Source organism: Paenibacillus sp. JJ1683, from assembly GCF_053006485.1.
The window spans coordinates 592,103-616,502 of sequence record NZ_CM129820.1 but is presented as its reverse complement, the minus strand read 5'-3'; the positions used below and the strand labels follow the sequence as shown (position 1 = coordinate 616,502).

Annotated in this window: 22 protein-coding genes, 1 tRNA gene and 1 pseudogene; 9 read left to right on the top strand and 15 right to left on the bottom strand. The window is 43.3% G+C overall.

The features are described 5' to 3' along the window. The first annotated feature begins 51 nt into the window (after window positions 1-51). Window positions 52-741 carry an ArsR/SmtB family transcription factor gene (locus tag ACUC6J_RS02770; RefSeq protein WP_447249713.1) on the top strand — a complete coding sequence of 230 codons (690 nt, stop codon included), beginning with the start codon at window positions 52-54 and terminating at the stop codon, window positions 739-741. Between the two features lie 12 nt (window positions 742-753). Here the strand turns inward: ACUC6J_RS02770 and ACUC6J_RS02765 are convergent, their stop codons facing one another. Together ACUC6J_RS02765 and ACUC6J_RS02760 are read right to left on the bottom strand one after the other, a co-directional pair. Further along, on the bottom strand, window positions 754-1,920 hold the full coding sequence (locus ACUC6J_RS02765) for a hypothetical protein (protein ID WP_290403646.1): 1,167 nt from the start codon (window positions 1,918-1,920) through the stop codon (window positions 754-756). Window positions 1,921-1,978: 58 nt separating this feature from the next. After that, window positions 1,979-2,578 (bottom strand): dienelactone hydrolase family protein, encoded by a 600-nt coding sequence (locus tag ACUC6J_RS02760; RefSeq protein ID WP_447249712.1) that lies wholly within the window; start codon window positions 2,576-2,578, stop codon window positions 1,979-1,981. Window positions 2,579-3,043: 465 nt separating this feature from the next. Here ACUC6J_RS02760 and ACUC6J_RS02755 point away from each other — a divergent pair, with 465 nt between their 5' ends. Further along, window positions 3,044-3,586: a GNAT family N-acetyltransferase gene (locus ACUC6J_RS02755; protein WP_290403648.1), complete on the top strand. Its 543-nt coding sequence runs from the start codon at window positions 3,044-3,046 to the stop codon at window positions 3,584-3,586. A 202-nt stretch (window positions 3,587-3,788) separates the two neighbouring features. Here ACUC6J_RS02755 and ACUC6J_RS02750 read toward each other — a convergent pair whose 3' ends face one another. After that, window positions 3,789-4,604: a DUF2935 domain-containing protein gene (locus tag ACUC6J_RS02750; protein ID WP_016819466.1), complete on the bottom strand. Its 816-nt coding sequence runs from the start codon at window positions 4,602-4,604 to the stop codon at window positions 3,789-3,791. Window positions 4,605-4,732: 128 nt separating this feature from the next. Next, window positions 4,733-4,966, bottom strand: coding sequence for a hypothetical protein (locus ACUC6J_RS02745; protein WP_371317267.1), 234 nt, complete (start codon window positions 4,964-4,966; stop codon window positions 4,733-4,735). 207 nt (window positions 4,967-5,173) lie between these two features. On the opposite strand from ACUC6J_RS02745, the gene ACUC6J_RS02740 reads away from it, so the two are divergent. Both ACUC6J_RS02740 and ACUC6J_RS02735 read left to right on the top strand, forming a co-directional pair. Next, window positions 5,174-6,304 carry an SPRY domain-containing protein gene (locus ACUC6J_RS02740; protein WP_447249711.1) on the top strand — a complete coding sequence of 377 codons (1,131 nt, stop codon included), beginning with the start codon at window positions 5,174-5,176 and terminating at the stop codon, window positions 6,302-6,304. Window positions 6,305-6,461: 157 nt separating this feature from the next. After that, complete coding sequence (locus ACUC6J_RS02735; RefSeq protein WP_447249710.1) at window positions 6,462-7,337, top strand: discoidin domain-containing protein; 876 nt, start codon at window positions 6,462-6,464, stop codon at window positions 7,335-7,337. Window positions 7,338-7,693: 356 nt separating this feature from the next. Here ACUC6J_RS02735 and ACUC6J_RS02730 read toward each other — a convergent pair whose 3' ends face one another. The 7 genes from ACUC6J_RS02730 to ACUC6J_RS02700 form a co-directional block, all read right to left on the bottom strand. Continuing rightward, entirely contained in the window at window positions 7,694-8,344 is a 651-nt protein-coding gene (locus tag ACUC6J_RS02730; RefSeq protein WP_257126619.1) for a glycosyltransferase, read from the bottom strand. 275 nt (window positions 8,345-8,619) lie between these two features. Beyond that, window positions 8,620-9,348: a GntR family transcriptional regulator gene (locus ACUC6J_RS02725; RefSeq protein WP_016819462.1), complete on the bottom strand. Its 729-nt coding sequence runs from the start codon at window positions 9,346-9,348 to the stop codon at window positions 8,620-8,622. Window positions 9,349-9,411: 63 nt separating this feature from the next. Beyond that, complete coding sequence (gene frlD, locus ACUC6J_RS02720) at window positions 9,412-10,194, bottom strand: fructoselysine 6-kinase (protein WP_017428052.1); 783 nt, start codon at window positions 10,192-10,194, stop codon at window positions 9,412-9,414. Window positions 10,195-10,288: 94 nt separating this feature from the next. Then, the gene (locus tag ACUC6J_RS02715) at window positions 10,289-11,302 is read right to left on the bottom strand and encodes an SIS domain-containing protein (protein WP_016819460.1); all 1,014 of its coding nucleotides are present in this window, start codon (window positions 11,300-11,302) and stop codon (window positions 10,289-10,291) included. 160 nt (window positions 11,303-11,462) lie between these two features. Beyond that, a complete protein-coding gene (locus ACUC6J_RS02710; RefSeq protein ID WP_019685994.1) occupies window positions 11,463-12,809 on the bottom strand; it encodes an amino acid permease in 1,347 nt (448 codons plus the stop codon). A 16-nt stretch (window positions 12,810-12,825) separates the two neighbouring features. Continuing rightward, the gene (locus ACUC6J_RS02705; RefSeq protein WP_447249709.1) at window positions 12,826-13,653 is read right to left on the bottom strand and encodes a TIM barrel protein; all 828 of its coding nucleotides are present in this window, start codon (window positions 13,651-13,653) and stop codon (window positions 12,826-12,828) included. 212 nt (window positions 13,654-13,865) lie between these two features. Next, window positions 13,866-14,627 (bottom strand): SDR family oxidoreductase, encoded by a 762-nt coding sequence (locus ACUC6J_RS02700; protein WP_031462743.1) that lies wholly within the window; start codon window positions 14,625-14,627, stop codon window positions 13,866-13,868. Between the two features lie 162 nt (window positions 14,628-14,789). Here ACUC6J_RS02700 and ACUC6J_RS02695 point away from each other — a divergent pair, with 162 nt between their 5' ends. Beyond that, entirely contained in the window at window positions 14,790-15,701 is a 912-nt protein-coding gene (locus ACUC6J_RS02695) for an AraC family transcriptional regulator (protein WP_031462742.1), read from the top strand. A gap of 345 nt (window positions 15,702-16,046) precedes the next feature. Here ACUC6J_RS02695 and ACUC6J_RS02690 read toward each other — a convergent pair whose 3' ends face one another. From ACUC6J_RS02690 to ACUC6J_RS02675, 4 genes are all read right to left on the bottom strand, one after another. Then, window positions 16,047-16,154, bottom strand: coding sequence for a hypothetical protein (locus ACUC6J_RS02690; RefSeq protein ID WP_017428056.1), 108 nt, complete (start codon window positions 16,152-16,154; stop codon window positions 16,047-16,049). Then, window positions 16,151-16,375 carry a phage terminase small subunit-related protein gene (locus ACUC6J_RS02685; RefSeq protein ID WP_049828238.1) on the bottom strand — a complete coding sequence of 75 codons (225 nt, stop codon included), beginning with the start codon at window positions 16,373-16,375 and terminating at the stop codon, window positions 16,151-16,153. Before ACUC6J_RS02685 ends, ACUC6J_RS02690 begins: the two co-directional genes overlap by 4 nt. Window positions 16,376-16,852: 477 nt before the next feature. Then, window positions 16,853-17,251 carry a YmaF family protein gene (locus tag ACUC6J_RS02680; RefSeq protein ID WP_447249708.1) on the bottom strand — a complete coding sequence of 133 codons (399 nt, stop codon included), beginning with the start codon at window positions 17,249-17,251 and terminating at the stop codon, window positions 16,853-16,855. 951 nt (window positions 17,252-18,202) lie between these two features. Next, a tRNA-Thr gene (locus ACUC6J_RS02675) sits at window positions 18,203-18,263 on the bottom strand. A 393-nt stretch (window positions 18,264-18,656) separates the two neighbouring features. Here ACUC6J_RS02675 and ACUC6J_RS02670 point away from each other — a divergent pair. From ACUC6J_RS02670 to ACUC6J_RS02655, 4 genes and pseudogenes are all read left to right on the top strand, one after another. Further along, complete coding sequence (locus ACUC6J_RS02670; protein WP_447249707.1) at window positions 18,657-20,273, top strand: spore germination protein; 1,617 nt, start codon at window positions 18,657-18,659, stop codon at window positions 20,271-20,273. A gap of 12 nt (window positions 20,274-20,285) precedes the next feature. After that, window positions 20,286-21,512, top strand: a complete 1,227-nt coding sequence (locus ACUC6J_RS02665; protein WP_447249706.1) for a Ger(x)C family spore germination protein — start codon at window positions 20,286-20,288, stop codon at window positions 21,510-21,512. A 28-nt stretch (window positions 21,513-21,540) separates the two neighbouring features. Beyond that, window positions 21,541-22,638 (top strand): GerAB/ArcD/ProY family transporter, encoded by a 1,098-nt coding sequence (locus ACUC6J_RS02660; protein WP_447249705.1) that lies wholly within the window; start codon window positions 21,541-21,543, stop codon window positions 22,636-22,638. An 856-nt stretch (window positions 22,639-23,494) separates the two neighbouring features. After that, window positions 23,495-23,919 (top strand): annotated as a pseudogene (locus tag ACUC6J_RS02655) (MaoC family dehydratase). Window positions 23,920-24,400 lie beyond the last annotated feature (481 nt).

Sequence of the window (24,400 nt, the reverse complement as noted above, 5' to 3'; positions counted from 1 at the left end):
AACATTTCAACCTTCATCGAAGTATGGATTACAAAGGGGGATAACCGTGCCATGAGCACCCAATCGAATGTAGCCATGATTGCTTCTCTCGTCAGCGAGCCTTCCCGTGCAGCTATTCTCACCGCTTTATTAGATGGTAGATTCCACACGGCAAGTGAATTAGCCCATATGGCAGGTATCAAACCGCAAACCGCCAGCTTCCATCTGGCTAAAATGACCGAAGCACAAGTCATTACTGTAGAAAAACAAGGGCGGCACCGTTACTATGGCATTCAAGACCCCGAGGTTGCCCAGGTGATGGAGTCACTTTTGTCCATAGCTCCACCTGTTCCAATCAAGTCATTCAAGCAAGCCTCCGAAAACGAGGCCATACGGTTGGCAAGAACTTGCTACGACCATGTTGCGGGTCATTTAGGCGTACAGATCATGAGTTTTTTCATGCAAAAGGGGATTCTTTCCGAAGATCAGGACGAACTTCATATCACCCAACAAGGAGAGATTTTCTTTGCTGACTTTCAGATCAACCTCAAGAATACAAAACAAAAGCGTCGCTCCTTCTCACATAAATGCCTGGATTGGAGTGAACGACGCCATCATCTTGCCGGTGCTTTAGGAAGTGCTCTTCTGGACAGATTATTCGAATTACATTGGGTCGAGCATCTGCCCACAACCCGAGCGATACGCATTACAGCCGAGGGTAAAAGAGGTTTTAAAGAGGTGTTTTCGATAGAGATCAGCTAGATAATCATAGTTCTAATGCTTTTTTTGTCCCGCATTGAATGTTATGACTGGGGACAAGGATCTTTGTTTCCTCGTCAATGGCCGGACATAGGCATAATTGTTTTTTGGAGCCTTTCCTTTTGCCACACCTGCTTTATATCCTCCAGCAGCAGCCGGAATGGCAACCAAGGTTCCATAGGTTCTCATCGCCCGTTCAATTGGGAAAGATACAGAACGCATTCCATCGGTAGATCCGGCAAAATGAACTGCGGCTGCATAATTGTTCAGCCGATCGTTACTGTCATTCAGCCATACGGAACCCGAATCTCCAGGTCCAGTTCGTCCCTGGGTAAAACGAATGACGGTTTGATCACGGAAAATCTCGATTCCCGAATCGCCCCTCACTCTTTGTTCCACGCCAATCGCCTCCACGACTCCTCTGGCGAAGCCGTTTGTTTTAGCCATTCTTTTAAACGTCATTCCCAGACGATAGCTCAATAAGTGCCCAGGCACGGTAATAAGACCACCACTTTGGTTAATCAGATACCTCGGATTAAGCAGACTATTTGAATTGGCAATAGCTATGGCAGAGTCCTGAAAGTTAACACCTGTCGTAGTAAGCGGGACAAATTGAAAAGCTCTCCCGATCTGATCCGCCGTTCTGCCGCCATCTGCCGGAGAAGGCTGAATGGTATTGTGAAATTGGTTTGTATTCGTTGGGACTAGGACATGGGCATTACTCAAAATAAACAAAGTATTATTCTTAATAACAATGAGTCCTCCGGTTCCTCCAGCAGTGGTGGGAACCGTCGTTCCTACACTGACCGCACCGGGCACGGGGCGCCATCTTTGGCGTGGGTTCGTTTGGGTAGGAGTCGCCGCTTCCCTTTTGAAGGAACCCACACCTAAAATTCGGATAGGTACCGCAGAAGCCTGACTTATATTATGAGTTACTGCCTGCAATTTGGTTTGCGTCACAGCCGAAAGATTTCTCAAGGTGTATACCACAATCGCCGCGCCCTTTGCCGGTCTATTGGGATCAGCATAACCTACTCCAATCCCTGTTACTCCGTTCCGTTTGAGCATCGTTCGCCATATCCGACTCTTCAGCTTGAAAGCTTGATAAAAGGTAGCCACAGCCACATACATCTCCTTTTCATAGTCAATGATGTATATACATATGACTAATCCGCACATCATGACTGTGCGTTTCCCCAGAACAGTGAAAAAGGTGTGGGCTGGAAGCAAACGACTGCTTTTATTGATCAGCCTTCCTAAAGAACTCTACCATTTCGATAAATGATTGCTGAGCTGAATGTACGTGATATCGGGGAGAGTACGGATCACTGAATCCGTGCTTTCCGCTGAATTTATGTACCCGGATATTATGGTTGTCTAAAGCTGAAATGAGCTCATCCACATTAAATGATATTTCTTCCTGTGGGAAAAAAAGCAGTGTTGGACAATGTGGAGTTATTTCCAAATAATTTCGAATACGAGAGCCATAGTATCCTACGATTCCATCAACATATTTTTCTTTGCTACACAGCCAGGCAATCGTTGCCCCGATGCTAAATCCAACGATAAATACCTTTTTATAGCGAGCTCGAATACTTAATAATAAACTTTCAATATGATAGGAAGCGTGTTCAAATCCTATATTTTTCATAAAATGGGCATAGGCAGCTTCCTCTTGCGAATAGTCAAAAGGCGTTTCTTTGCCTATTAAATTTGGACAAATCACGTCATAACCCTCATCTGATAATAAGCTGCAATAATTTTGTATATGCTGGTTAATTCCATAAATCTCATGCAGCACGACAATGAGGGTGTCCGACTTCTTATCTATGCTTATCATGTTGCCCCCCTAGGTTTGAATATGGGAAAAAAATCCAACCGGATACGTATATTTATACTCTTATATTAACAACCTGTAGATAAGCCTCTTCAGATATCGGAGGAGTACCTGGGATTATTGTGGTTTGAGGGATGATGTGGTTTCCATTTCCCGTCTTATCGAGTCAGAAAACTCATCAAAGGGCTTATTCTCTCTTGCCCGGGACCCTACGATATAAATCGCTATATTTCATCATTAGAAGTTCCCCATTCGAATATTCGCTCTTCGAGCACTTCGTAAGCATTATTTATACTTCCTAACCTCCCTTTTTTAGAAAATACTATATCCAATATGATCATTTCGCTATATATTTTTAGTTGAAATCTAGAGAAATGCTACCTGGCATACACCACTCATCCAATCAATTCTACATCTTCATCCTGTGATATAATTCCTTCAATATCATTGTATGGAAGGATGGTGCAAATGTCGGAGCAACAAGTATACGTCCGGTTCCCAGAAGAGGTGGACGTCACAGAATTGACAGCAATGTACAGACGCAATCGGGAGTTCTTTGATACGTTTTCGCCAAGCCACCAAGAAGAGCACTATACGGAGGAGCACCAGCTCCAAACGATTATTAAGAGTAAGGCTGACATGGTAGAGGATCGGAAATATTCCTTCGTGGTGTGCCACAAGGAAGACAATCAGATTATAGGCAGCATAGGTCTATCTTTTGTAGTAAGGGGACCACTTCAGAGCTGTATGATCGGATACAGCCTAGACCAAGCTTATAACGGCAATGGTTATATGACGGAGGCGGTGAAGCAGGTGGTTCGCTACGCTTTCGATGAACTAAAATTTCATCGGATCGTCGGAGAAGCCTCTCCTCAGAATCCAGGGTCCATCCGTGTGCTTGAGAAGGCTGGCTTTCACAAAGAAGGCATTTCTCGAAGCAACGTAAAAATTAATGGAAAGTGGGAGGACCATCAGGTTCTGGCGATTATCAATCCATCAGAGGATATCTAAGTTTAGTGAATATTGGTCTCGAAAGTTAATGGAAAAGAAAAGTTATGACCACCTATTAGAATGCGTTAGTTGAATGACAACAGCGACAGTCTAAGACTTTACTTTTTAAGTCTTGTTCTGCCGCTGTTTGAATTTTTGCTCAATCTAAAACTTTATTTCCAATGCACATTTTACAGAAACTATATTCGTTTTGCTGGGAATCTCAGTGCATGATTTCTTTCTTATTCACCTTAACGCCGGATAAGGACTGATCAAACATTTCGAGAATAAAAAGGAAGCGCTCAGCTTCACGAAATACATGATCAGCTAATAGAGGATGGATAATGCTTTTTATTCGGCACTCGTCAATCAAATCACGCGCTGTTTTCTTAAAATCTCGCAAGGACTTAACAGAGATACGGTTTTCATCCACAAATTGACTCAGAAGTGGAACGGTCTGCGACTGTGGACGCATATAACTTAAATCAATCGCCTGAAACATCAGTGTATCAAAGTCATTACTAAACTCCCTAGCTTGTTCAACCAGTTTGCGTTCGGATGGATCCAGCAAATGGCCTATGAATTTTGCGTGATCGGCCATGATCTTTAAGAAAAAAATATTTTCATCAATAATAGCATCGGGTAATGGTTCAAGCGTTCCTGAATTGAGTTCCCCTAAACGATTTCTGAAATAATTCGCTTCCCGGCTTACATGATCTACCAGCAGGGGGAAATTGGTTTGTCCAGGAAGTTTGCATTGTAATATAAGCCCCAATACCATTCTCTTAAATGCCCAAATATTTGTCGCCGCATTCTGTACTTCCGTATTAAACTCTTTGATTGTATAAGGATCTGTATTGATGTTAAATTCATACGATCTTTTCTCAATATCCTCAAAGATAGCGTAAAACCGATTGGCTTCTGTTTTAAGTTGAGTATCTTCCGCTCTAAAGCCTAACCCCAGAAAAAAGGAATGCTCCTTCATAATCCTGGACCAAAAACGTATTTCATCTAATGAGCGTGAAACAAATGCATCCAATGATATCCCTCCTCTAAATGAGCAAAAAAGTACTTACTTAGTCATATGGGATATAACAGGTCATTATGAATATCGAAGTTCAACGTCTCATACGAATCCAATTTCGAAATTGAGCCGGAGTTATTAAATCATTCAGGGTTTTCTTCCGCTACCAAGTCTACCCGAAACTCAAGCTGGTCTCTCATAAAAATTTTACCTGCTATCTTGGCCGATTCTGGCTTAATCTCCTCTACTATTCCCCCACAATCCTCAAACGTCACGCGTAATTCCTCATCAACGGATACCACATATACATGCGCCTGGACCAAAGCGGCTCCGAACAGTTCCATATCTGTCTTCAATACTTTATATGTACGTTTCACAACGATCACCTCAAATATTTTCATTCGGTAGATTATATATAGATTCCTTCTGCAACAAGCATTTCTGCGTATGTTATCTCATGATCCTCATGAAAATTAAATTCCATAATATAACTCATATTTGAATATATATCATTTAATGTTTGGACAATTATCCCACTCAAGTTCTATAATTCACTTGTTATTACATAATTTTAGGAGGAAGTCATGAAAAATCTTTATAAAAAACTAGGAACAATAACATTAGCCCTTCTTATTGGAGTTTTGGTGTTCTCATTGTTCCCTACAGTTACAAAAGCTGAGACAACAAATGTGACTTGGACAAATGGTTCTTTAGTAAGAACTTTCACAAAAATTAATGAAGCTGATAAAGCAACTACAGGTAAAACCTCAGGTAAATGGTATTGGGAAATAACTATAAAAGATAATACTTGGATTACTTCCGCAGCTGCCATAGGAATTACTGGAGAAACAGACACATTACCGTCAGCCTCATGGGATTTAATTTTAGACTATGGATACAGCCCTGAATTATTTATTAAGACAAAAAATACATCAAACATTCTTAAAAGAACTAATTTTGGTACATCGTTCGCCGATAAAGACGTGATTGGTGTAGCTCTAGATTTGGATAACGACAAGATCACATGGTACAAAAATGGGGTTTCTCAAGGAGAAAACAGTGCAAAACCTTCGGAACTTGTTGGATCACAAGTGTTCCCAATGATTATGAGTGGCTCATCGCAAGAAAGAACACTCACTGCTAACTTTGGGGCAAGTAATTTTAAATATCCAATCCCTGAGGGATTCTTACCTTATCAAGCTACGGGGGGATCTACAATACCTGATCCATCTACAACACCCGGGTCGTCTACAACACCTGGGTCATCTACAACACCTGGGTCATCTACAACACCTGGGTCATCTACAACACCTGGCTCATCTACAACACCTGGCTCATCTACAACACCTGATCCATCTACAACACCTGATCCATCTACAACACCTGATCCATCTACAACACCTGGGTCATCTACAACACCTGGGTCATCTACAACACCTGACCCATCGGACACAGATGGTTCCTCACAGCCAACTGGTGATCGCGCCATTCTGACTGTAACGATGGACAATGGATTTGATAAAGAATTCGATCTGAGTAAAAAAGAATTGAATGCCTTCATTGCTTGGTACGACGCTAAAGATGCTGGTAGAGGCCCTTCATTCTTCGCCATTGATAAGCACAATAATAACAAAGGACCATTCAGCAGCCGTAAAGACTACGTAATCTTCAACAAAATCCTCACCTTTGAAGTAAGCGAGTATTCAACTAAATAAACAATAAGAGGGACTCTATATGGTTAAATACCAATGGAGTCCTCATTATATTACTCAAGATCAAACTTTGTTTACTAATGTTATTTCTATAGATTTCGAACAATTTTCTTTCGCTTTTGTACGAATACTGAACAAACAAAATAAAAGAGGACTATTCATGAAAAAACTATTACCTATTCTACTTTCTCTATTCTTTCTTCCTTGGTTCGCACAAATAACACATGCAGCAACACCAGAAGCAACCAGTCTAATACCTAAAATGACGTCAAACACTAGCCCATCAGGTGAAGTCACCAATAGTGCCGCATACAGCGGTCTTGAAGGATATAAAGCATTTGATGGAAAGCCGAACTATAGCACGGCTGGAAATTATACCTCATGGGGAACGTCGCTTAAAAATGGGTGGCTTGCTTATGAGTTTCCAACTCCGAAAACTGTTACTAAGTATGTTCTTTATTACGGAGGCTATTCTACTAACAGACCACCAGATGCTGGTAAGGATATGCCTAGTACTTGGACTTTCGAGGGATCGAATGACGGAAAAAATTGGACCGTTCTTGATAATAAAACCGAATATGTTTTTACCGAAGGTGCTAATGAATTTTCACTTAATAATAAAGATCAATTTAAAACCTACAAAATAAATATTGCTAAAAATAATGGAGCTACTGGCAAGGAAGTTAATCTGTCCATTCATGAAATGGAAATGTGGGGTTACGACCCTGCCACTCAAACTCCCGATCCTTCTGCAACGCCAGATCCGTCGGATACAGATGGTTCCTCACAACCAACTGGTGATCGCGCCATTCTAACTGTAACGATGGACAATGGACTTGATAAAGAATTCGATCTGAGTAAAAAAGAATTGAATGCCTTCATCGCTTGGTATGACGCTAAAGATGCGGGCAGAGGTGCTTCATTCTTTGCCATCGATAAGCATAATAATAACAAAGGCCCGTTCAGCAATCGCAAAGACTACGTAATCTTCAACAAAATTCTCACATTCGAAGTAAGTGAGTATTCAACCAAATAAACTTTATGAAGGACTTCATATCGGCTAATATGCCATTGAAGTCCTTTTTTCATCTACTCATATCTAAGTCACGCTTAAATTGCTTTACGGACAATATACCTTTTAGGCAAAATATTTGTAAACCGCCTATTTTCAATAAACCTACACTTGCCTTCCAACTTGATTTGGATTAAGATCCATATTTTTAGTGTACACCTTGTTCATACTCTAATTAAAAGTCATTAATTATTATGCTTTTCCAAAGAAACGCTAGCTGTCAGGTAATGTCTATCTCATAACATGAAAAAAGCTTTCCATAGCCACCTTTGGGGTGATTATAAAAAGCTAATCTGCTTTGCAGCGTCTATAATGCTCGCTTAAAATTTTTCAGGAAACTGTTTGACAATACCTTCTGTCAGGAAGTCCGCTAAATGAATCATATGGATCTCATTTTTATCGGTTGCGGCAATATCTGCTTTCCAGTCTCCTTTGATACAGTTAAGGACTATTTCCGTAATCAACTGAAGGTGCATATACAGCATATCTTGTAGCGTTTTGAACTGCCAGTTCGGATTCGCTTCACTTAAAAATTTAGCAATATCGTCGGCGTTTGTATGCCAATCCGCCTCTAGCTTTTTCACGTCCGCCTGATTGCCCGCTTTGGCAGCCGCTACGATTTTCCCTGCGATCAAAATATGCTCTCTCAGAAGATCAGCCAGCTTATTCCCAGCAGCTTCCCCATAATAAGGCTTAATCACGTTGCCTATATCCTGTTGGTTCCGTAAAAGTCGGTCCAATACATCCTTTTGGTCTGGACGATTAGATATGGCGCTGACAATATAGCTTCTCGTCCATATCGTATGATCGATCCATACCTTCTGCATATCGACTTTCAGTTGCACCATTTTGGGACTTAGGCAAATGTTCCCCTTATCCTCCCCCGCCTTCGCTTGCACGACAACTAGTAGATTCATGCTAAAAACGAGCGCCAAGGTTAACGACAATGCCAGTAACCATTTATTTTTCACATTCTTCTGCTCCTCTTACGTTTGGATTAAACAGGCTGTCTTATTATGGTTGAAATATCTAATTCTATACCACTCCTGCAATCATCTTACAAAAACATAATTTCGTATTTCAACACACAAAAAAGGCCTGCCGGTGCTAAGCCAGCAGAGCCTATGACTCCATGGTCCAAGTAAAAGAAGCAATTCTGATGAATAAAGCTACGTCCCGGAGTACCCGTATAATCGTTTCGAAGCTAAATCCTTTTTGGAAAATAAGCCATGCTGATGGGCATAACCTATTTTGCCCGGTGGACCGTCAGGTTGACCCGATTCGTCTCACACATAAATGTAGAGAGATGAACAGGCTCATCGTTTGCATCAAAAGCAATTTTCAATATCCGGAATAAGTTCGCCCCGATATCACATTCCAGAAATTTCGCATAATCTTTAGTCGCACCGATCACATCAATGATCTTGTCATTGCTCACGATCTCGGTGTTATAATCCTCCGCCAGAATCTTGTAAGTCGATTCTTTCATTGCGATCTTTTTTTCCAAATCCGGAAACCGGGTCAGCGAATAATGGGCTATATCATAAAAAAGCGGGCGGTCATCTACATACATCAAGCGTTCAAGCTCCAACACAGGGCTGCCTTCTTCAATAAGAAGATGTCCAGCCACCTCTTCAGATGCCGGGATTACTTCGCTTCTTAATATCCGTGAGTTTGGAATCATGCCCAGCTGGTGGCTGAACTCCGAGAAACCGCTTACGGATAACAGTTCATTATGAAATTTGTTGGAGGCTACAAAGGTGCCTCTACGAGGAATTCGCGTCAGGGTTCCTTCCCGCACGAGCTCCTCAATTGCTTTCCGTATAGTGATTCGGCTTACACTATAAGTATCACAGAGTTCTGCTTCGGTTGGAATCTGTTCATCCGGTTTGTACCGTCCGTCCTGGATATCGTTCTTCAACATTTGCCTGATCTGCATATACAGCGGCTGGGGGGTTGAAGGATTCAAATTCATGGTAAATTCATCCTTATCCATCAATGATTATAATAAGTATTATACATTGATGATCATCTCCAGTCACCATGCACCGAAATAACCTATCGTCTTCCCAGCTGTAATTGTCCCAAGCTCCAGGCAGTCCTCCGCTGAAAGCCCTTTCAATCGGCCGTAAAGGAACCCGGCAATGAAGGAATCCCCAGCTCCCATCGTATCCACGACGTTCACCTTACCCACGCCGTGCGGAAAGAATTGTTCCCCATCGTAAGCAAGCGAACCGTTCTCCCCCAAGGTAGCTACAGCAATCTGCGCTCCTCTTTGCTTGACCTCTACCAAAAGTTGGCGGATATAATCATCATCCTGAGTGTACGAAAAGAATGGATAGTCTACATAGGGCGTTAACGTTTGTACCCGATCATCCTGCAACTGATCCGAGAAATCAAAGGAAGTGATCAGGCCCTTTTCCTTAAAGAGAGGAAAGTACGGATCGGCATGGCCCCATATCCCTGAGTGGACAAGCTGATAATTGACAGCAAAATCGATCTCTTCTGCTGTAAGGAAAAACTGTGCCATAACTCCCTCGTCGTATTCGCCGAACCTCCGGTCATTCTCCACCATCTCCACGTGGGTTACCGCTGTTTTTCCGTCCTTTTTTAAAATTCGGGAAGTATCCACACCCTTGTCCTGAATAGCCTGGATCATGATCTCCCCATAAATGTCGGTGCCCACCCAGCCCAGATAGGCCGTCTTTGCACCCATTTCAGTTAAATAGACGGCAACATTCACCGGATTGCCTCCAGGATAGGCTTTGCCGCTTGCTTGATAGACATCCATGCAATTATCCCCGACTGTAATGATTCTCATCTTGCTCCCGCCTTCCCTGCTATTAAAGAATGAGCACTACGAAGTAGTGCTCAAATCAAATGCATCAATATAGAATGAACTAAGGCTGCGTATCTTAATATTCCATTTGGCGATAGTATCTTCTAAGTGTTAACGGATGATTTCTCTCACGCTCCAGGTAGGCGCTGATACGGCTTAGTACAGACCAGTTGATACTTACGGCAAAATGCTTTCTGAACTCCTCGCTAATGCCTTCCATGGCAAAGTCTTTGGTATCAATAATGGTCAGCTTCTTCGTAATCTTCTCAGCGAATCTTTCCACCCGGTCCATCAGAGGTCTTGTCTCATCTTCGCCTTTCAGCAGAATAACACTGGTATCTTCAACCACAAGCTCAAGCGTGCCATGGAAGAATTCCGCCGCATGAATCGACTTCGCATGAATCCACTGCATTTCTTCCAGGATACACATCGCGTAGGAGTACGTGTTCCCCCACAGGTTACCGGAGCCAACCATCATATGATAGTCAGTATCTTTATGTTCTTTTGCAAAAGCTTCCGCTTTAGGGTCAAAGGTTTTGACTGCGTCCAGAATCGCACGCGGCAATAAGGCAACTTCCTTCGTGAACTGTTCATATTGAGGGAACTCATTGTTGTTATACATGAACCGGAACACAACCATGTACAGGAGCATGAAGAATGTATCAAAGGAATGTTTCTCCGAGCCGGTTGTGATACAGTGATCTACAATTTTGGTTAATGGAGTATCCCTTTCTGCCACAAGTGCAATCGTAGTCGCTCCCCGTTCCTTACAGAACTCGGCTGCCGCAACAGTCTCCTGCGTGGTTCCCGACACAGATGTAAAAATACATACGGAATCCTTACTGAAATGTCTGTTGTTCATCACCATAAACTCAGCAGCAATCGCCGCATGCACATCGATGGTCGAGCTTGATTTCAGAATATACTCATAAGGATACATCATCGCAATTGTGCCACCCGCACCAATCAGAAAAATATTGCTGTACCCTTTCTTGGCAATCCCGTCTACAATCTCTTCAATTTGTCCTCTAAAGGCCAGGCCCTCTTGTTCCACAAGCTTAAGGAATAACTGTTCGTCAAAATTCAACATTTACGTTCCCTCCCTATACTGGATCGGTTCCTCTCCAATATCATCCATTTTTATTTATTATATATAGTATCATAACCAGACATTACAATTAAAACAACTATTTTTGTAAAATCTGAAGGAAATCAGCGAGTCAGCATCGGCCCCCTTCAGTTCATCCGGACTAAGTCACTATATTACTACTGTCATGACTGCTTTTAGATCCATACTTCTTCTCCCAGTAGTAATACACAGGCAACCCCGTTGCGATGACTATCGCCGCGGCAATCATGCCCTGCACTGGAGCCCACGTAAAGGTTCCCCAAGCCAGCCATCCTGCCCCAAGGATAGCCAGAATAGTGGTTACTCTCCACATTGGCATGCGGTAAATCGGGTTATAATCCTCTCTCTTACGGCATTTATAGACCGCGGCAAAATCTAGAATGTTAATGACCAGCTGAATCAGCGTGAAATAACCCAGCAGTTCGGTTAAATTGCTGAAGAACACAAGAATACAGGCCAACGTAACCTGAGCAATAATCGAAAAGCTTGGTGTTTCGAATTTGGGATGAACTTTCGCAAAACGCTGAAAGAACAGCCCATCCTTCGCCATGGCATACTCCAGGCGAGGCTGAAACATAATGCAAGAACTCAAGGAACCCAGGATAACAATAATCGCGGTAACAGCTACAAAGGATGAGGCCATGCCGGATAATCCGGGAATGTACTTGACGGCGTCGGACACAGCGGAGCTGGAACCCATCAGTTTATCGAACGGCATTAGGCCGGTGACACATACCGCAAGCAGCGTATATAAACCCAATACAATCAGTACCGAACTAATTAAGGCCCGAGGGAGAACTTTCCCTGGATTTTTGAATTCTCCAGCCATAAAACAAATGGCGGCCATTCCCGTGTAAGCCCACGTCGTGGCAGATACGCCACCAATTAAGCTTGAACTTGTCGCTCCTGCGACGGGCGTGTAAGCAAAGTTGTCAAAGTTCATATACATGAGGCCCAGCACAATGACAATCAGGAAAGGGATGATTTTGATAGCCGTAATAATGACCTGAAAACTACCGCCTGCCTTAACACTACGGTAATGGATGGACGTGATGATCAGAATGATCGCTACTCCTAGCAGTTTACCGGTAATTCCAACGAAGAAAGGGAAGAAGCTCGCCAGGTATGCAACAATGGCCAGAGCCATAATTGAAATGGACGGAGGATCGAGGGCCCAGAAGGTTGCCCATCCGTATAGAAAGGCCAAGGGCCTCCATCCTGCTTTATTCAAGTATACGTAACCGCTTCCATTTTGCGGGTAGGCAGTCGCCAACTCGGCCAGCACCATGACCTGCGGAATCGCAATAACTCCACCAATAATCCAGGCTAGAATTGAGATCGAAGGCATACCCGCAGCTTTTGCAACATCACCGGAAGAGACGAAGATTCCGGAACCTACCGTAGTACCAACAGCGATGGCTAGGGCCGACCAAAAGCCCAGTTTTCGTGTAAGAGAGTCATTACTCATAACGAGTTCCTCCAAATCAAGGTGATAAGACTTCCATTCCCCTTATTTTCCTGACTGATTCCCTAAGTGCTTCCTGTGGATTCTGATAATAATTGAACCCCATAATCTCTAGTGTACAAGCTCCCTCGTAATGATGGCTCTGAAGACTGGTTAGATATTCCCGCCAATTCAGCACCCCATCATCCAGAGCGAGATGCGCATCAGACGTGCCGTCACCGTCGATCAGGTGGAAATGGACCATCTCCGGGAGTAGGGAGTAATAATCTTCGGGTGTCTCGCTAGCGAGCTGCATCGCAACGGTGTCGATCATCCCTTTTAATGACGGGGAACGGATCTCCTCCAGCATCCTCTTGATTCCCTTAGCATCGATAATTAGATTCGATTCGAATCGGGTCAGAGGTTCCAACGCTAAAGTCACCCCTTCCTTCTCCGCCACCCTGGATATCTGATAGATGGAGTCGCTTGCATATTTCCATGATTCCAATTGTGATACAGCGAAGTCCCCTATTCCTGAAGTCACAAGCATCATATTGGTCTCCAGCTCCAGAGCCGCGTACAGATTATCTATGAAGTATACGATACTCTTCTGCCGCAGTTGGGAATCGGAAGCAGCAATATTGAAGGGATAGACACACTGTTCCGGCGTATAACAGACGACCTTCATATCTCGGGATTTCAGTTGATGCCTTATGTGCCTCAAGTTGCCAAGAACATTCCGGTAGACGTATAAATGAGGCTCGCCCGCCCACAACTCGATGTGCTCGATCCCGAGTTCAGTCACGTGATCCAGGAAGTGCTCGAAAGGAAAATGCCTATACGTAATATTCATTCCCGCAATCTTCATTTGCTTCACCCCCTCTCATGTAAGCGCTTTAATTTGTTATGTCTCGTATTATAACTAAGGGTTACAAAGATTTCAATGCCTTTTTAAAAATAAATAAAAGCCATTCAGCCGGTTCTTAATGTGGGTTGCTCAGCTCCTATAGGGGCAAAAAAAAAAGCAAGCCTCAACGAGTACATTTGCTCGTTTGGCTTACTTATCATCCCCCTTATACCTTACACTTGAGATGTGGGGCGAATTACGATCTCGTTCACATCAACGTCAACCGGCTGCTCGATCGCGTACGCAATGGCACGGGCAATCGCCTCCGGTGGTAATGCGAACTGGTCACGAGACTCTTCGAGCCGGGCCTTCACCTCCAGATTCGTCACTCCTTCAGCGAAATTCGTCCGAACCAAACCGGGTGAAATGATCGTTACCCGCACCTTATCACCGGCTTCCTGTCGCAAACCCTCGGAGATGGCGCGGACAGCGAATTTCGTGGCAGAATACACAGACTGGTTCGGTACAGTTTTATGTCCCGCTGTAGAAGCAATATTGACGAAATGTCCGGAACCCAGCTTGCGAAAGACAGGCAGTGCTGCGGCGATGCCGTACAAAACACCTTTAATGTTGACGTCGATCATGTTCTCCCAATCCTCTACACGCAAGTCATCAAGGGGGGAAATCGGCATCACGCCGGCATTGTTCACGAGAACGTCAATCGTGCCGAATCGCTCACATGCCAAATGGATGAGCTTGGTTACGTCCTCCCGCCGTCTGATGTCTGTGCTAGCATACACGACTTCACCTCCAGCCTCCGCGATACGGGCCGCAAGAGCTTCAAGGCGATCAGGTCGTCGTGCCCCAAGTACGACTTTTGCCCCATGCTCAGCCAGTAAAAGCGTAGTCGCTTCACCAATCCCACTGCTTGCACCCGTAATAACAACAACTTTATCTTTGATTCCGGACAAGGTTGTATTCTGGATTAATCTCATAGCCGAATCCTTCTTTCATCTGGAAATTGTCTTTCGCCTTGAATTATAAGAAATATCAAAATAAAGCAGGTAGACGATTCATACGCGTTCCTTGCCTAATCCTGTCTAGTTTGAGTTACAATATTCATATCAGCTTAAATGAAAAAGGATTGGTGAATAAGTTTGAACCAACTCATTACGGAGTTAGCTAAGCAAATTGCACGGCATACGTCTACGGACGGTTTACACCAAACTGCGATTCCAGAGCTTTGTTTCAGGCGCACATCCGCGGAAACGGAACCGACGCATACCCTCAACATGCCCTCTCTTTACGTAATTGCCCAAGGCTCTAAAACCGTCACATTTGTTGGGGAAAGCTTCATATGCGATTCGTCCAGTTATATGGTCGCATCCGTACATCTACCAGTGATTGGGAAAATTACTCATGCTTCTCCGCAGTTGCCGTACCTAAGTTTACAATTAACACTTAGCCCTGATGTCATTATAGATATAAGCAAGAAATCTAGTTCACAGAAAAAGGGAGACACAGGAAGGGGCATTTTGGTTAATCCGTCCACTTCCTTTCTGTTAGATGCGATTCTACGCCTCGTCAATCTTTTAGATTCACCCACGGATATCGAGATACTAGCTCCACTCTACATCCGGGAGATATTTTATCGTGTGCTGGAGGGAGAGCAAGGAACGTTACTCAGGCAGTTCGTTGTGATCGGAAGCTATGCACAAGGTATTTCAAATGCAATACATGTAATCAATCGTGACTATTCTGAACAGCTAGTCATTGAAGAGTTAGCAAAAAAAGTGAACATGAACCCAACAACCTTTCACAAGCATTTTAAAAGAGTAACGGGTATGAGCCCACTTCAGTATCAAAAGATCATTCGATTGCAGAGCGCACGTCGGCTGATGCTCAAGGAAGGCTACGATGCTGCTACGGCAGGATTTCGCGTCGGTTACGAAAGCCCTTCCCAGTTCAACCGAGAATACGCCCGCTTATTCGGACGCCCACCGATGAGAGATATCAGTCACCTGCGTGACATAGAATTCAATATTGGTTCTGCCTTAAATAATAAATAGCCCATCGCCCTGTAATTTGGAAGTAAAGTACACCGTTAAACTAACCGGCAGTAGTCCGTAACGGGTATCCTAGACCTCGGATTATAGGGTCTGTCCCGTAGATAATTCCCTAACTTGTCCTCTCTCAATTCTTACCCCGTTCCCCGTTCTTTGCCATAAACACAGGGACCAACAAACGGTGCCTACGAACCCAGGTGAACTAAAATTCTCCGTAACGTAAGCAATTTCTTTAATTAAAAAGCTCTGCCAACCATAAGGTTAGCAGAGCTCTCTATCTAATTTAATTTCGGGCAAATCTCGGAAGAAACTTGATGAATGCGGGATTTATACAATCTTTTCAAAAAGTTACACCCAACATGATTTAAGGATGATAACCAAAAGGATATAGAGCACCAAGATTGCTGTTGTAGAAGTCCACGCACCGCAAACAGCTGGACCTGCGCATCCACTCATAACTTTAGCCCTCCTTTATTTGTCGTCACCTTAATATATGTGTGAATACACACTGTGACTGGGCATGCAGGTAAATAGAAAGAAAATATCCCGCCGCCAGTTAAGGTTAGCGAGGAGTTACTCTGCTTATGTTTAAGCTCCTCCAATGGTAACTTCGCTCCGTCACTCTCTAGCCACATCTGTTTTGCCTTGTCCCGCTCAGGACTCCGTTCTCTCGCCATGTTACACAATCACCACCCCCACGAATGTAAATGCAATTATTTTAATTTATTTAATAATATGATGTGACCTTTGGGCAAAACAAAGAAAGCCCCGAACCAGAAAAGGTTGGAGCTTTCTTCCTTTGTTTGATAGCTTGGTTTAATTAAAGTTCATCTGGGGCACGGCAATAGCGGAAGTCCGCAAAAATGCCAAGCGAGGCGGGCCGCTATCCAGCCGGAGGATACGCCGATAATCAGGGGGACGTTACAGTATATCGGCCACAGCTTCACCATATTTGGGCATTACTTCAACAATTGTTTGCTGGTTCGTACCTGCCTCTACTACAGGAGCTAAATATACACTCATTTCATCAATAGGTCCTTGCAGGTAAAATTCTAGTGCTTTCTAAATTGAAACTCCCATCCAAATTGCTATCTAAGCGTCAGCACCAACTCTATCAGTCCACTATTTGTAGCGGGTTGAGTTTTTCTAATTGATTAATGTCGATATTCTTTCTCATCTCCAGTATTTCCACTGTACCTATGGGCATGAGGAATTCTACCGTTTACTGTTGTATACCCTTCAAAATGATGATAATGCCCACCACCAGTCAAGGGAATGGCTGGTCCTGTAGTTCCTCTAATTAAATGCGTATGTTGATCGTTAAATGATGTTTCTGCATAATAATTATGAACATGCGGAACACCACTTGGAGCTGGTTCTGTTACCCCAGCGTAATGATGGTAGTGTCCCACATCAAGTGATGTATTCCCTTTAAAAAGATGGACGTGAACATTAACTGGTCTACCATCCCACGAACTAATAAAAAGCTTATGCGAATGGTTAGAGCCGGAATCACCGGAATGAACAACAAAACCTGTTATTGGTATTTCCATCAGTAGCCTCCTCTCTTTATCAACTGCCATATACTATGAAAGAGGTAGTGTAAATGTTCAAAAGGCTATTGGAGTTGATTTCCACTATTCGAGTGGGTGGCTAATAGGCTGTCAGAGCGTGTGCATGCCCTCTCTCTGTTCTCTTCTGCACTCCTTCCGGCATTCCCATGTAACGGAAAGAGCACTCAAAATGGCTTACATCCTGTCGTATAAATGCAAAAGAAAAAGCACTCCGTTTAGAGTGCTCACTTTATTTTACATACAAATCGAACCGGCCAATCCTATTTGTGAGATGTTAGCTGCATTATTTGATATCATATAGAACTTCCCATTTTGGAAAACTAGATAAGTGAAGTCTCCATAAGTTGAGTTTTGAGGGTTAGTCTCGGGTGATACAGAATGTATAAAGACTCTACAAACTCTTTGCCCACTATTAAGTGTAAAGTCAACAGTTTGATTTATAAACGAGGCCACTTGATTTGGATTTAGTAGATACGTCGGTCCTCCTAACCCACGTTTCCCACTTTGTCTATTCTGATTTGCATTCTTCATTTTACCCACTCCCTCAGGAATTTTTTCGTTACGGTGTATGCTATTCAATTTTCCCTTAGGCGTTAATGCATAGTTAATATTTGTGTTTTAGCCCAGCTTTGGAATCCTTATCTGGCCGCTGCTCAAGCCGATGCTTATCTGCATCCATGTCTTTCCTTCATCGCGACACCGTCGTCATGTTGTTGTTCTTCTTGCTGACCGTTTACTGGCTCCCCATCTTTCGGCGGTACCGTATTGACTTTGCTTTTGCGCTATTCATTCCACTTGGCAGCCATTGGTGCAACCCGCTTTCGGTATTCATCCACCATAAGGGAACGTTAGAAAAATGCTCGCTCCAACAAAAAAGCGCGACCTCCAAAAAGCCTGGAAGCTGCGCTGTACTTGAATTTTATAAGATGCTGGTGAAGGGAATTGAACCCCCGGCCTGCGCATTACGAGTGCGTTCCGGTACAGTTCCCGTTAGTACCCACATACCCCCAAAGTCTGTAATTATTGAATTACGTTCGCCCTAATGCTCTCCAAAGTCCCCTTCTCGTCTCCTGCGAGCATGATGTTCTTTTGATTGTAATCCCAGCCCTCCAGATGACGATATCCCGTAGTATAGTTATCCGCCCCCATAAACCTAACTATTATGTCCTCTGTACGCTTCCAGCTCCTTAATAGATGGCATCTTACGGCTGTCTGCTGAAAGCTTGTAGACTGAACGGCGACGTTAAGCTAATGGACCTCTCCACAATATAAACATAGTTGCAATGGATTGGTAGGCGACCATCTTTTGACAAGAACAGTACATATAAACTGTGGAATAGCAGCATATTACAGTTGACCGATATCTAGAAGGGAACTATATGGCATGGTTGACAAGTTAAAAAAATGGCTGTTTAAACAGCCTTCACGATCTAAAAATGGCATGAACTCTGAACCAGTTAATGACGAAAAATCGACTAAAATATCCAAAGAGCTGAGTGGCACGCTTAAGGACAACGTGACCATGCTGAAGCAGAAAATAGGACATAGCACGGATTTCATTCTTCGTTGTTTGAACGATAAACAGGGCAATCCGGTTCTCGCTGTAGGTTTTCTTCAAGGCTTGATTGATCAGCAAATTTTAACGACACTGCTGGAGGAGCTCACTGCAGGTATTCGAAATGGGGATCTCTCTGATCGTAATGTTGAAAGTTGGTTGATGGATCGTATTCCTATTGGGGGTATAACTTGTCTTGAAAATGAGAAAGCACTTATCCATGCCGTTCTTTATGGACAGGTGGCTCTCCTTGTCGAAGGAAGCACCAAGGCCTTTGCTGCTTCTATCAGCGGGGGGGCTAAAAGAGCGGTTGAGGAGCCAACATCGCAGACAGTAATTCGCGGCCCTAAAGAGGGGTTTACGGAGGATATATCCACCAATATTGCACTCCTCCGGAGAAGGATCAAATCAACTGAACTCCACTTTGATTCTCGAATTATCGGATCATACACGCAGACGAAGGTATCGGTGGCATATATTCGAGGCATTGCAGAACCAGAGGTAGTTAAGGAAATCTCCAGACGATTAGATTCCATCAACACTGATAGTATTCTCGAAAGTGGATATATCGAGGAATTTATTCAAGATGGGGTATGGACACCCTTTCCAACCATATATAACACTGAGCGCCCGGATACTGTTGCAGGCAGCTTGCTCGAAGGGTTAGTAGCGATATTGGTTGATGGGACTCCATTTGTACTGATTGCTCCCGTAACCTTATTTCGGTTCATCGCATCCAGTGAAGACTACTACCAACGTTATGATCTGGCATCTTTTCTTCGAATCGTTCGGATGGCATCCTTTTTCTTGGCATTGCTATTACCCTCATTCTTTATTGCAACAACTACGTTTCACCAGGAAATGCTGCCTACAACAATGCTCATCACTTTGGCTGCACAGAGAGAGAATACACCATTGCCAGCCCTGCTTGAAGCATTGCTAATGGAGCTGACCTTCGAGGTTATTCGCGAAGCAGGAGTACGAATGCCGCGCGCCGTAGGGCCTGCAATCTCTATCGTTGGGGCATTGGTTCTTGGACAAGCTGCTGTACAGGCGGGATTGGTTTCCGCAGCTATGGTGATTGTGGTTTCATTCACAGCTATCTGCAACTTTGTACTACCTGCGATCAATATGGCGGGGGCTGTTCGTTTGCTCAGGTTTGGACTCATGCTGTTAGCGGGTTTATTTGGATTATACGGCGTTTTGGCGGGCTTGGTTCCCATCCTCGTTCGATTAGTATCTGTGAATTCGTTCGGCGTTCCTTATATGATGCCGCTCGCACCTTTCTATACGAGCAATATGAAAGACCTGTTTGTGCGTGTACCTTGGTGGAAGATGAAGAAACGGCCGGAAAGGATTGGGGATGTCAATCCAGTAAGACAGGCAACGGAACAGGAATCATTTGCAGAACAGGCGGGGGAACACGGACGAGATCCCATGGCGTAAGGAGGAACCGATATGTCCCAATTAGGCAGGTTTATTTTTGCTTTGGTCATATTATTCATTTTGGCAGGTTGCTGGAACCGAGTCGAACTGAATGAGCTGTGGGTAACTGCGGCTACAGGAGTAGATATGATGGACGACGGACAGTGGATGATGTCCTATCAGATTATTATTCCCTCCTCCCTTGCAAGTGGTACCGGAGGAGGAACGGGAGGGTCTTCTCAACCGGCATCCCATGTATTCTCAGTAAAGTCCAAAACCTATAACCAGGCCTTATCGTACAGCAATTTGAAAACATCAAGACAAATTTACTTAGCACATAATCGTGTTGTATTTATCGGTAAAAGAGCGGCTGAGAAAGGAATGGACCGTTTAATCGATTTTTATCTTCGTAATACAGAAGCGAGGGAGATGGTAAATATGATTGTAACGGATGGACTAGCATCCGATCTATTAAAGAAATTGTTGCCGCCTGATAAACTTCAAGGCGCCGCCATGGCTGAATTGGTCGACAAAGAGAGCGATATTTTATCGGTATTTCCGAAAGTTAGGGTTTATGATTTCGTATTAAGCATGAACTCGGATTCCAAATCTATTGGAGTACCTGTCGCCGAGATGATCGGAGAAAGGGATTATCAGGATGAAAAGGAAGCAGAGAGTCTGGATGTCTTCAAAAAAACCTCGGCCCCGCTCAAGCTGGCACTGACTAAATTGGCGGTATTCCAAAAAGGAAAGCTCAAAGGGTTTCTCAACAAGGAAGAGAGTCTGGGTGTATCTTATCTGTCTCAAAAAGTTAACAACACCGAAATTTCGTTCTCATGCAGCGAACAACCCGGCAGGGAAATGTACTCTTCCATAATAGTAAACTCTGCTAATGTAAAGCTTACACCCAGAAAAACGAGTTCTCATTACACTATGCAGGTTAGAGTGAAAATTAACGGGACTTTAAATGAAACTACATGCACTAAGGATATGTCCAAGACGAAGACCATACATGATCTGGAAGAAGAGATTGCAAAAGAAGTGACCAGTACGATAAATGAGGGCTGGGCTAAACTTCAGGAACTTGGTGTAGACGCAACTGGTTTTGCTGACCGGATTCACCGGAGGTTCCCATGGGAGTGGGAGACTGTGAAAAAAGACTGGGATCAGGAATTCAAGAAGATAGAACTGGACATTCGAGTGGATGCACGGATTCAGCGTCCTGGCCTCCTACAGAAGCATATCGGAAGTCAATCCTAACCCATTTGTATAAAGGGGCTTAAACAGTATGAATAAAACCGTCACCAAGGTATCCGGGTTAGCTATCGCCTTTTCCTTGTTTCAGGTAGGCAGTACAACGTTATTCCTATTGGGAGCTAAAGCCAAGCAGGATGCATGGCTAGCCATGCTGATCGGTGCACTTGCAGGCTTCGTACTGCTTATGATGTACTTATACATGCATAAGCTTGACCCACACCGGGATTTGTACGAGCTCCTATGCCATTATTGGGGAAAATGGATAGGTAGTCTGGGGGGACTTATGTTCATCGGTTACTTTGCTTACGAAGCTTCCAGGAGTGTCAGGGACATGGGTGAGCTCGGAGCATTGACATTGCTGAACAGAACCCCTACTGAAGTCATTACGCTTATAGCGTTAATTGTCTGTGCTGATGTAGTTTGGTTTGGACCGAGAGTCTGGTTCCTTCTATGTCATTTATTTCTGCTTCTGTTGGCGTTTGGTTACGGCATTCTACTAGTGCTTACTCCTTTTACAGGACTCATTCACTTTGAATTTTTGTTTCCTGTATTGGAGAACGGTTTAACCCCCGTATTGAAGGCTGCCATTCCCGAGATCGTGTCTTTTCCCTTCGGGCAGACGGTTCTTTTTCTTGTGCTATTCAAAATCGTCACGGATAAACGTAAATTAAATCGGTCGATCGTCATTGCTTACTGGTTCACTGCTGTGTTCCTTATCGTAATGAATGAACTATCAGTCCTGGTTCTAGGTCCAGAATGGGCGGCATCAAGCACTTATCCCTTGTTTGAGGTTACTCAACTAATTCAACTTCCGAAGATCGTTGAGAGAGCTGATGTCCTGTTTACGATGATTCTATTTATTGGAATCGGAGTCAAAACGGCGGGTTTTATGTTTGGTGCCGTCATAGGGCTTCAAACGATAACCCCCTTTAGATATAAGCCTGCGTTACTGTTGCTAAGCATCATCATATATGCTCTTACGTTTCTCTCCCCAAGGTTAACTGAATTTTTGTGGTTCGGTCTCCATGTAGCTTTGATTCAGATCTGGCCTATCTTTCAGATTGCACTGCCTGTCCTCCTTTTCCTGACCATGCTAATTCGGAAGAAGAAGAAAAGGGCTTATAATTAGCAGCTGCTGTAGTCACGAACATGTTGATTTGCCGCAACGGTTGAAGTGGTCAGTAGAAATAGAAACATGCATGCCTATACCAGAGGTCAAGCATATCAGTGCACTACAGACCAGACTTCAAGAAGTTTCCTATTTTTCCCTTTGGTTAATAAGCAGGTTAATAAGCGGGTTAATAACATCAACTATTGGGCTTGCGGGAAACGATGCTCAATAAACACAAGGAGACAGCAACCGATAATTGTAGCTGTTTCTGTTCTAAAATAAAAGTAAAAGACCTTCATATCATTGAAGTGCACCAGACAGCTTATTTTGTATTATTTGTAATGCAGCATTGCTTTTAATTACACATAAATTTTTCACTTCTGGGAATCATAAATTTGTACAAGGGGTACTGTACAACATACTGTCCTTAGATTGTTCAACAAAAATCCCCGCCGACCAGTTCAGGTTAGCGGGGATTTGCTTTGCTTACGTTTAAGCTCCTCCAATGGTAACTTGAGGCTGGATACGATGGTGGTGGTTAAAGGCTTGATTAGGCACAGTTACAATAAACAACAAAAAGCTAGCCGCGATAATCATAAAGGCTGTTCAGAAAACGAATTAATCTCCGCTTCAAATCGAGGAGTATATCTTCTACATCTATGCTACATTGGTTTACGGCAATTATAACATTGAGCAGATTTGATATCTTCTCGTTTTCGTTAGTCGCTGATGTCGCTACAATATATTCTAGTGTTTTTTCTAAATGGGCATATTTATATAATTAGTACTAAGTACTATTATCAAGTGTTATAATCAAGCCATAAATTTTAAATGGAGTCCACCCAGCACATAATCTCAGCAAAGGAGTACATTTATGAAATTTAACGATTTTTTGTCGGACAAACATTTAAAACCAAGTCCATAAAGATAACTAAAGAGAATATCACGAGATTTGCAGCTGAGTTCGACCCGCAATACATGCACTTGGACGAAGATAAAGCAATGCGGGGAAGATTTAATGGAATCATCGCCTTAGGAATCCAAACGCTAGCAGTTTCTTTTAAGCTTTGGGTTGAAACAGGTATTTATGGTGACGATGTCATTGCGGGAACTGCTTTTAACAATATCAGATTTATAAAACCCGTGTACCCGGAAGATGAATTACATACAATTGTGGAGGTGACTGAGCTTAGGGAAAAACGAAGTGAAACAGGAATAGTTACTGTTTTGCTGACCACTTTTAATGACAAAGAAGAGAAAGTCTTTGAAGGTGAATTGTCTGCTTTAGTTAATAAATAAAATGAAAGGCTGTTCTATCCTTTGTTGAGGAGACACTTGATAAAGGAATCACTGCTGAACCTTCCGGATTAGATAAAAACGGTTTGGAAGAGCCACAAATTCAAAAAGTTTTAAAGTATTTTGAAAAGGTGCTTCTCATTAAAAGGGGAACACCTTTCTTACTAAATTAATATATAACGAGTGCGTTCCGGTACAGTTCCCGTTAGTATCCACATACCCCCAAAGTCTGTAATTATTGAATTACGTTCGCCCTAATGCTCTCTAAAGTCCCCTTCTCGTCCCCTGCAAGCATGATGTTCTTTTGATTGTGATCCCCCCTCCAGATGATGATATCCTGTAGTGTGGAATTATCCGTCCCTATAATATAGGTATCTTGCTCTAAAGCAAGCAACCTAACTTTTATGTCCTCTGCACGCTTGCACTTCTTTATCTCTAGTTCCTTAATAGCTGGCATCCGATGTTAAGCTAACGGGCAGGATAG

Excerpts from the sequence above, each read along its gene's own strand:
- ACUC6J_RS02740 (WP_447249711.1), top strand. The coding sequence starts at position 5,174 with ATGAAAAATCTTTATAAAAAACTAGGAACAATAACATTAGCCCTTCTT.
- ACUC6J_RS02735 (WP_447249710.1), top strand. The coding sequence starts at position 6,462 with ATGAAAAAACTATTACCTATTCTACTTTCTCTATTCTTTCTTCCTTGG.
- ACUC6J_RS02710 (WP_019685994.1), bottom strand. The coding sequence starts at position 12,809 with ATGAGTAATGACTCTCTTACACGAAAACTGGGCTTTTGGTCGGCCCTA.
- ACUC6J_RS02755 (WP_290403648.1), top strand. The coding sequence starts at position 3,044 with ATGTCGGAGCAACAAGTATACGTCCGGTTCCCAGAAGAGGTGGACGTC.
- ACUC6J_RS02770 (WP_447249713.1), top strand. The coding sequence starts at position 52 with ATGAGCACCCAATCGAATGTAGCCATGATTGCTTCTCTCGTCAGCGAG.
- frlD (WP_017428052.1), bottom strand. The coding sequence starts at position 10,194 with ATGAGAATCATTACAGTCGGGGATAATTGCATGGATGTCTATCAAGCA.
- ACUC6J_RS02700 (WP_031462743.1), bottom strand. The coding sequence starts at position 14,627 with ATGAGATTAATCCAGAATACAACCTTGTCCGGAATCAAAGATAAAGTT.
- ACUC6J_RS02725 (WP_016819462.1), bottom strand. The coding sequence starts at position 9,348 with ATGAATTTGAATCCTTCAACCCCCCAGCCGCTGTATATGCAGATCAGG.
- ACUC6J_RS02715 (WP_016819460.1), bottom strand. The coding sequence starts at position 11,302 with ATGTTGAATTTTGACGAACAGTTATTCCTTAAGCTTGTGGAACAAGAG.
- ACUC6J_RS02670 (WP_447249707.1), top strand. The coding sequence starts at position 18,657 with ATGGTTGACAAGTTAAAAAAATGGCTGTTTAAACAGCCTTCACGATCT.
- ACUC6J_RS02765 (WP_290403646.1), bottom strand. The coding sequence starts at position 1,920 with ATGATGTGCGGATTAGTCATATGTATATACATCATTGACTATGAAAAG.
- ACUC6J_RS02760 (WP_447249712.1), bottom strand. The coding sequence starts at position 2,578 with ATGATAAGCATAGATAAGAAGTCGGACACCCTCATTGTCGTGCTGCAT.
- ACUC6J_RS02680 (WP_447249708.1), bottom strand. The coding sequence starts at position 17,251 with ATGGAAATACCAATAACAGGTTTTGTTGTTCATTCCGGTGATTCCGGC.
- ACUC6J_RS02705 (WP_447249709.1), bottom strand. The coding sequence starts at position 13,653 with ATGAAGATTGCGGGAATGAATATTACGTATAGGCATTTTCCTTTCGAG.
- ACUC6J_RS02690 (WP_017428056.1), bottom strand. The coding sequence starts at position 16,154 with ATGAGTGGATGCGCAGGTCCAGCTGTTTGCGGTGCGTGGACTTCTACA.
- ACUC6J_RS02660 (WP_447249705.1), top strand. The coding sequence starts at position 21,541 with ATGAATAAAACCGTCACCAAGGTATCCGGGTTAGCTATCGCCTTTTCC.
- ACUC6J_RS02685 (WP_049828238.1), bottom strand. The coding sequence starts at position 16,375 with ATGGCGAGAGAACGGAGTCCTGAGCGGGACAAGGCAAAACAGATGTGG.
- ACUC6J_RS02665 (WP_447249706.1), top strand. The coding sequence starts at position 20,286 with ATGTCCCAATTAGGCAGGTTTATTTTTGCTTTGGTCATATTATTCATT.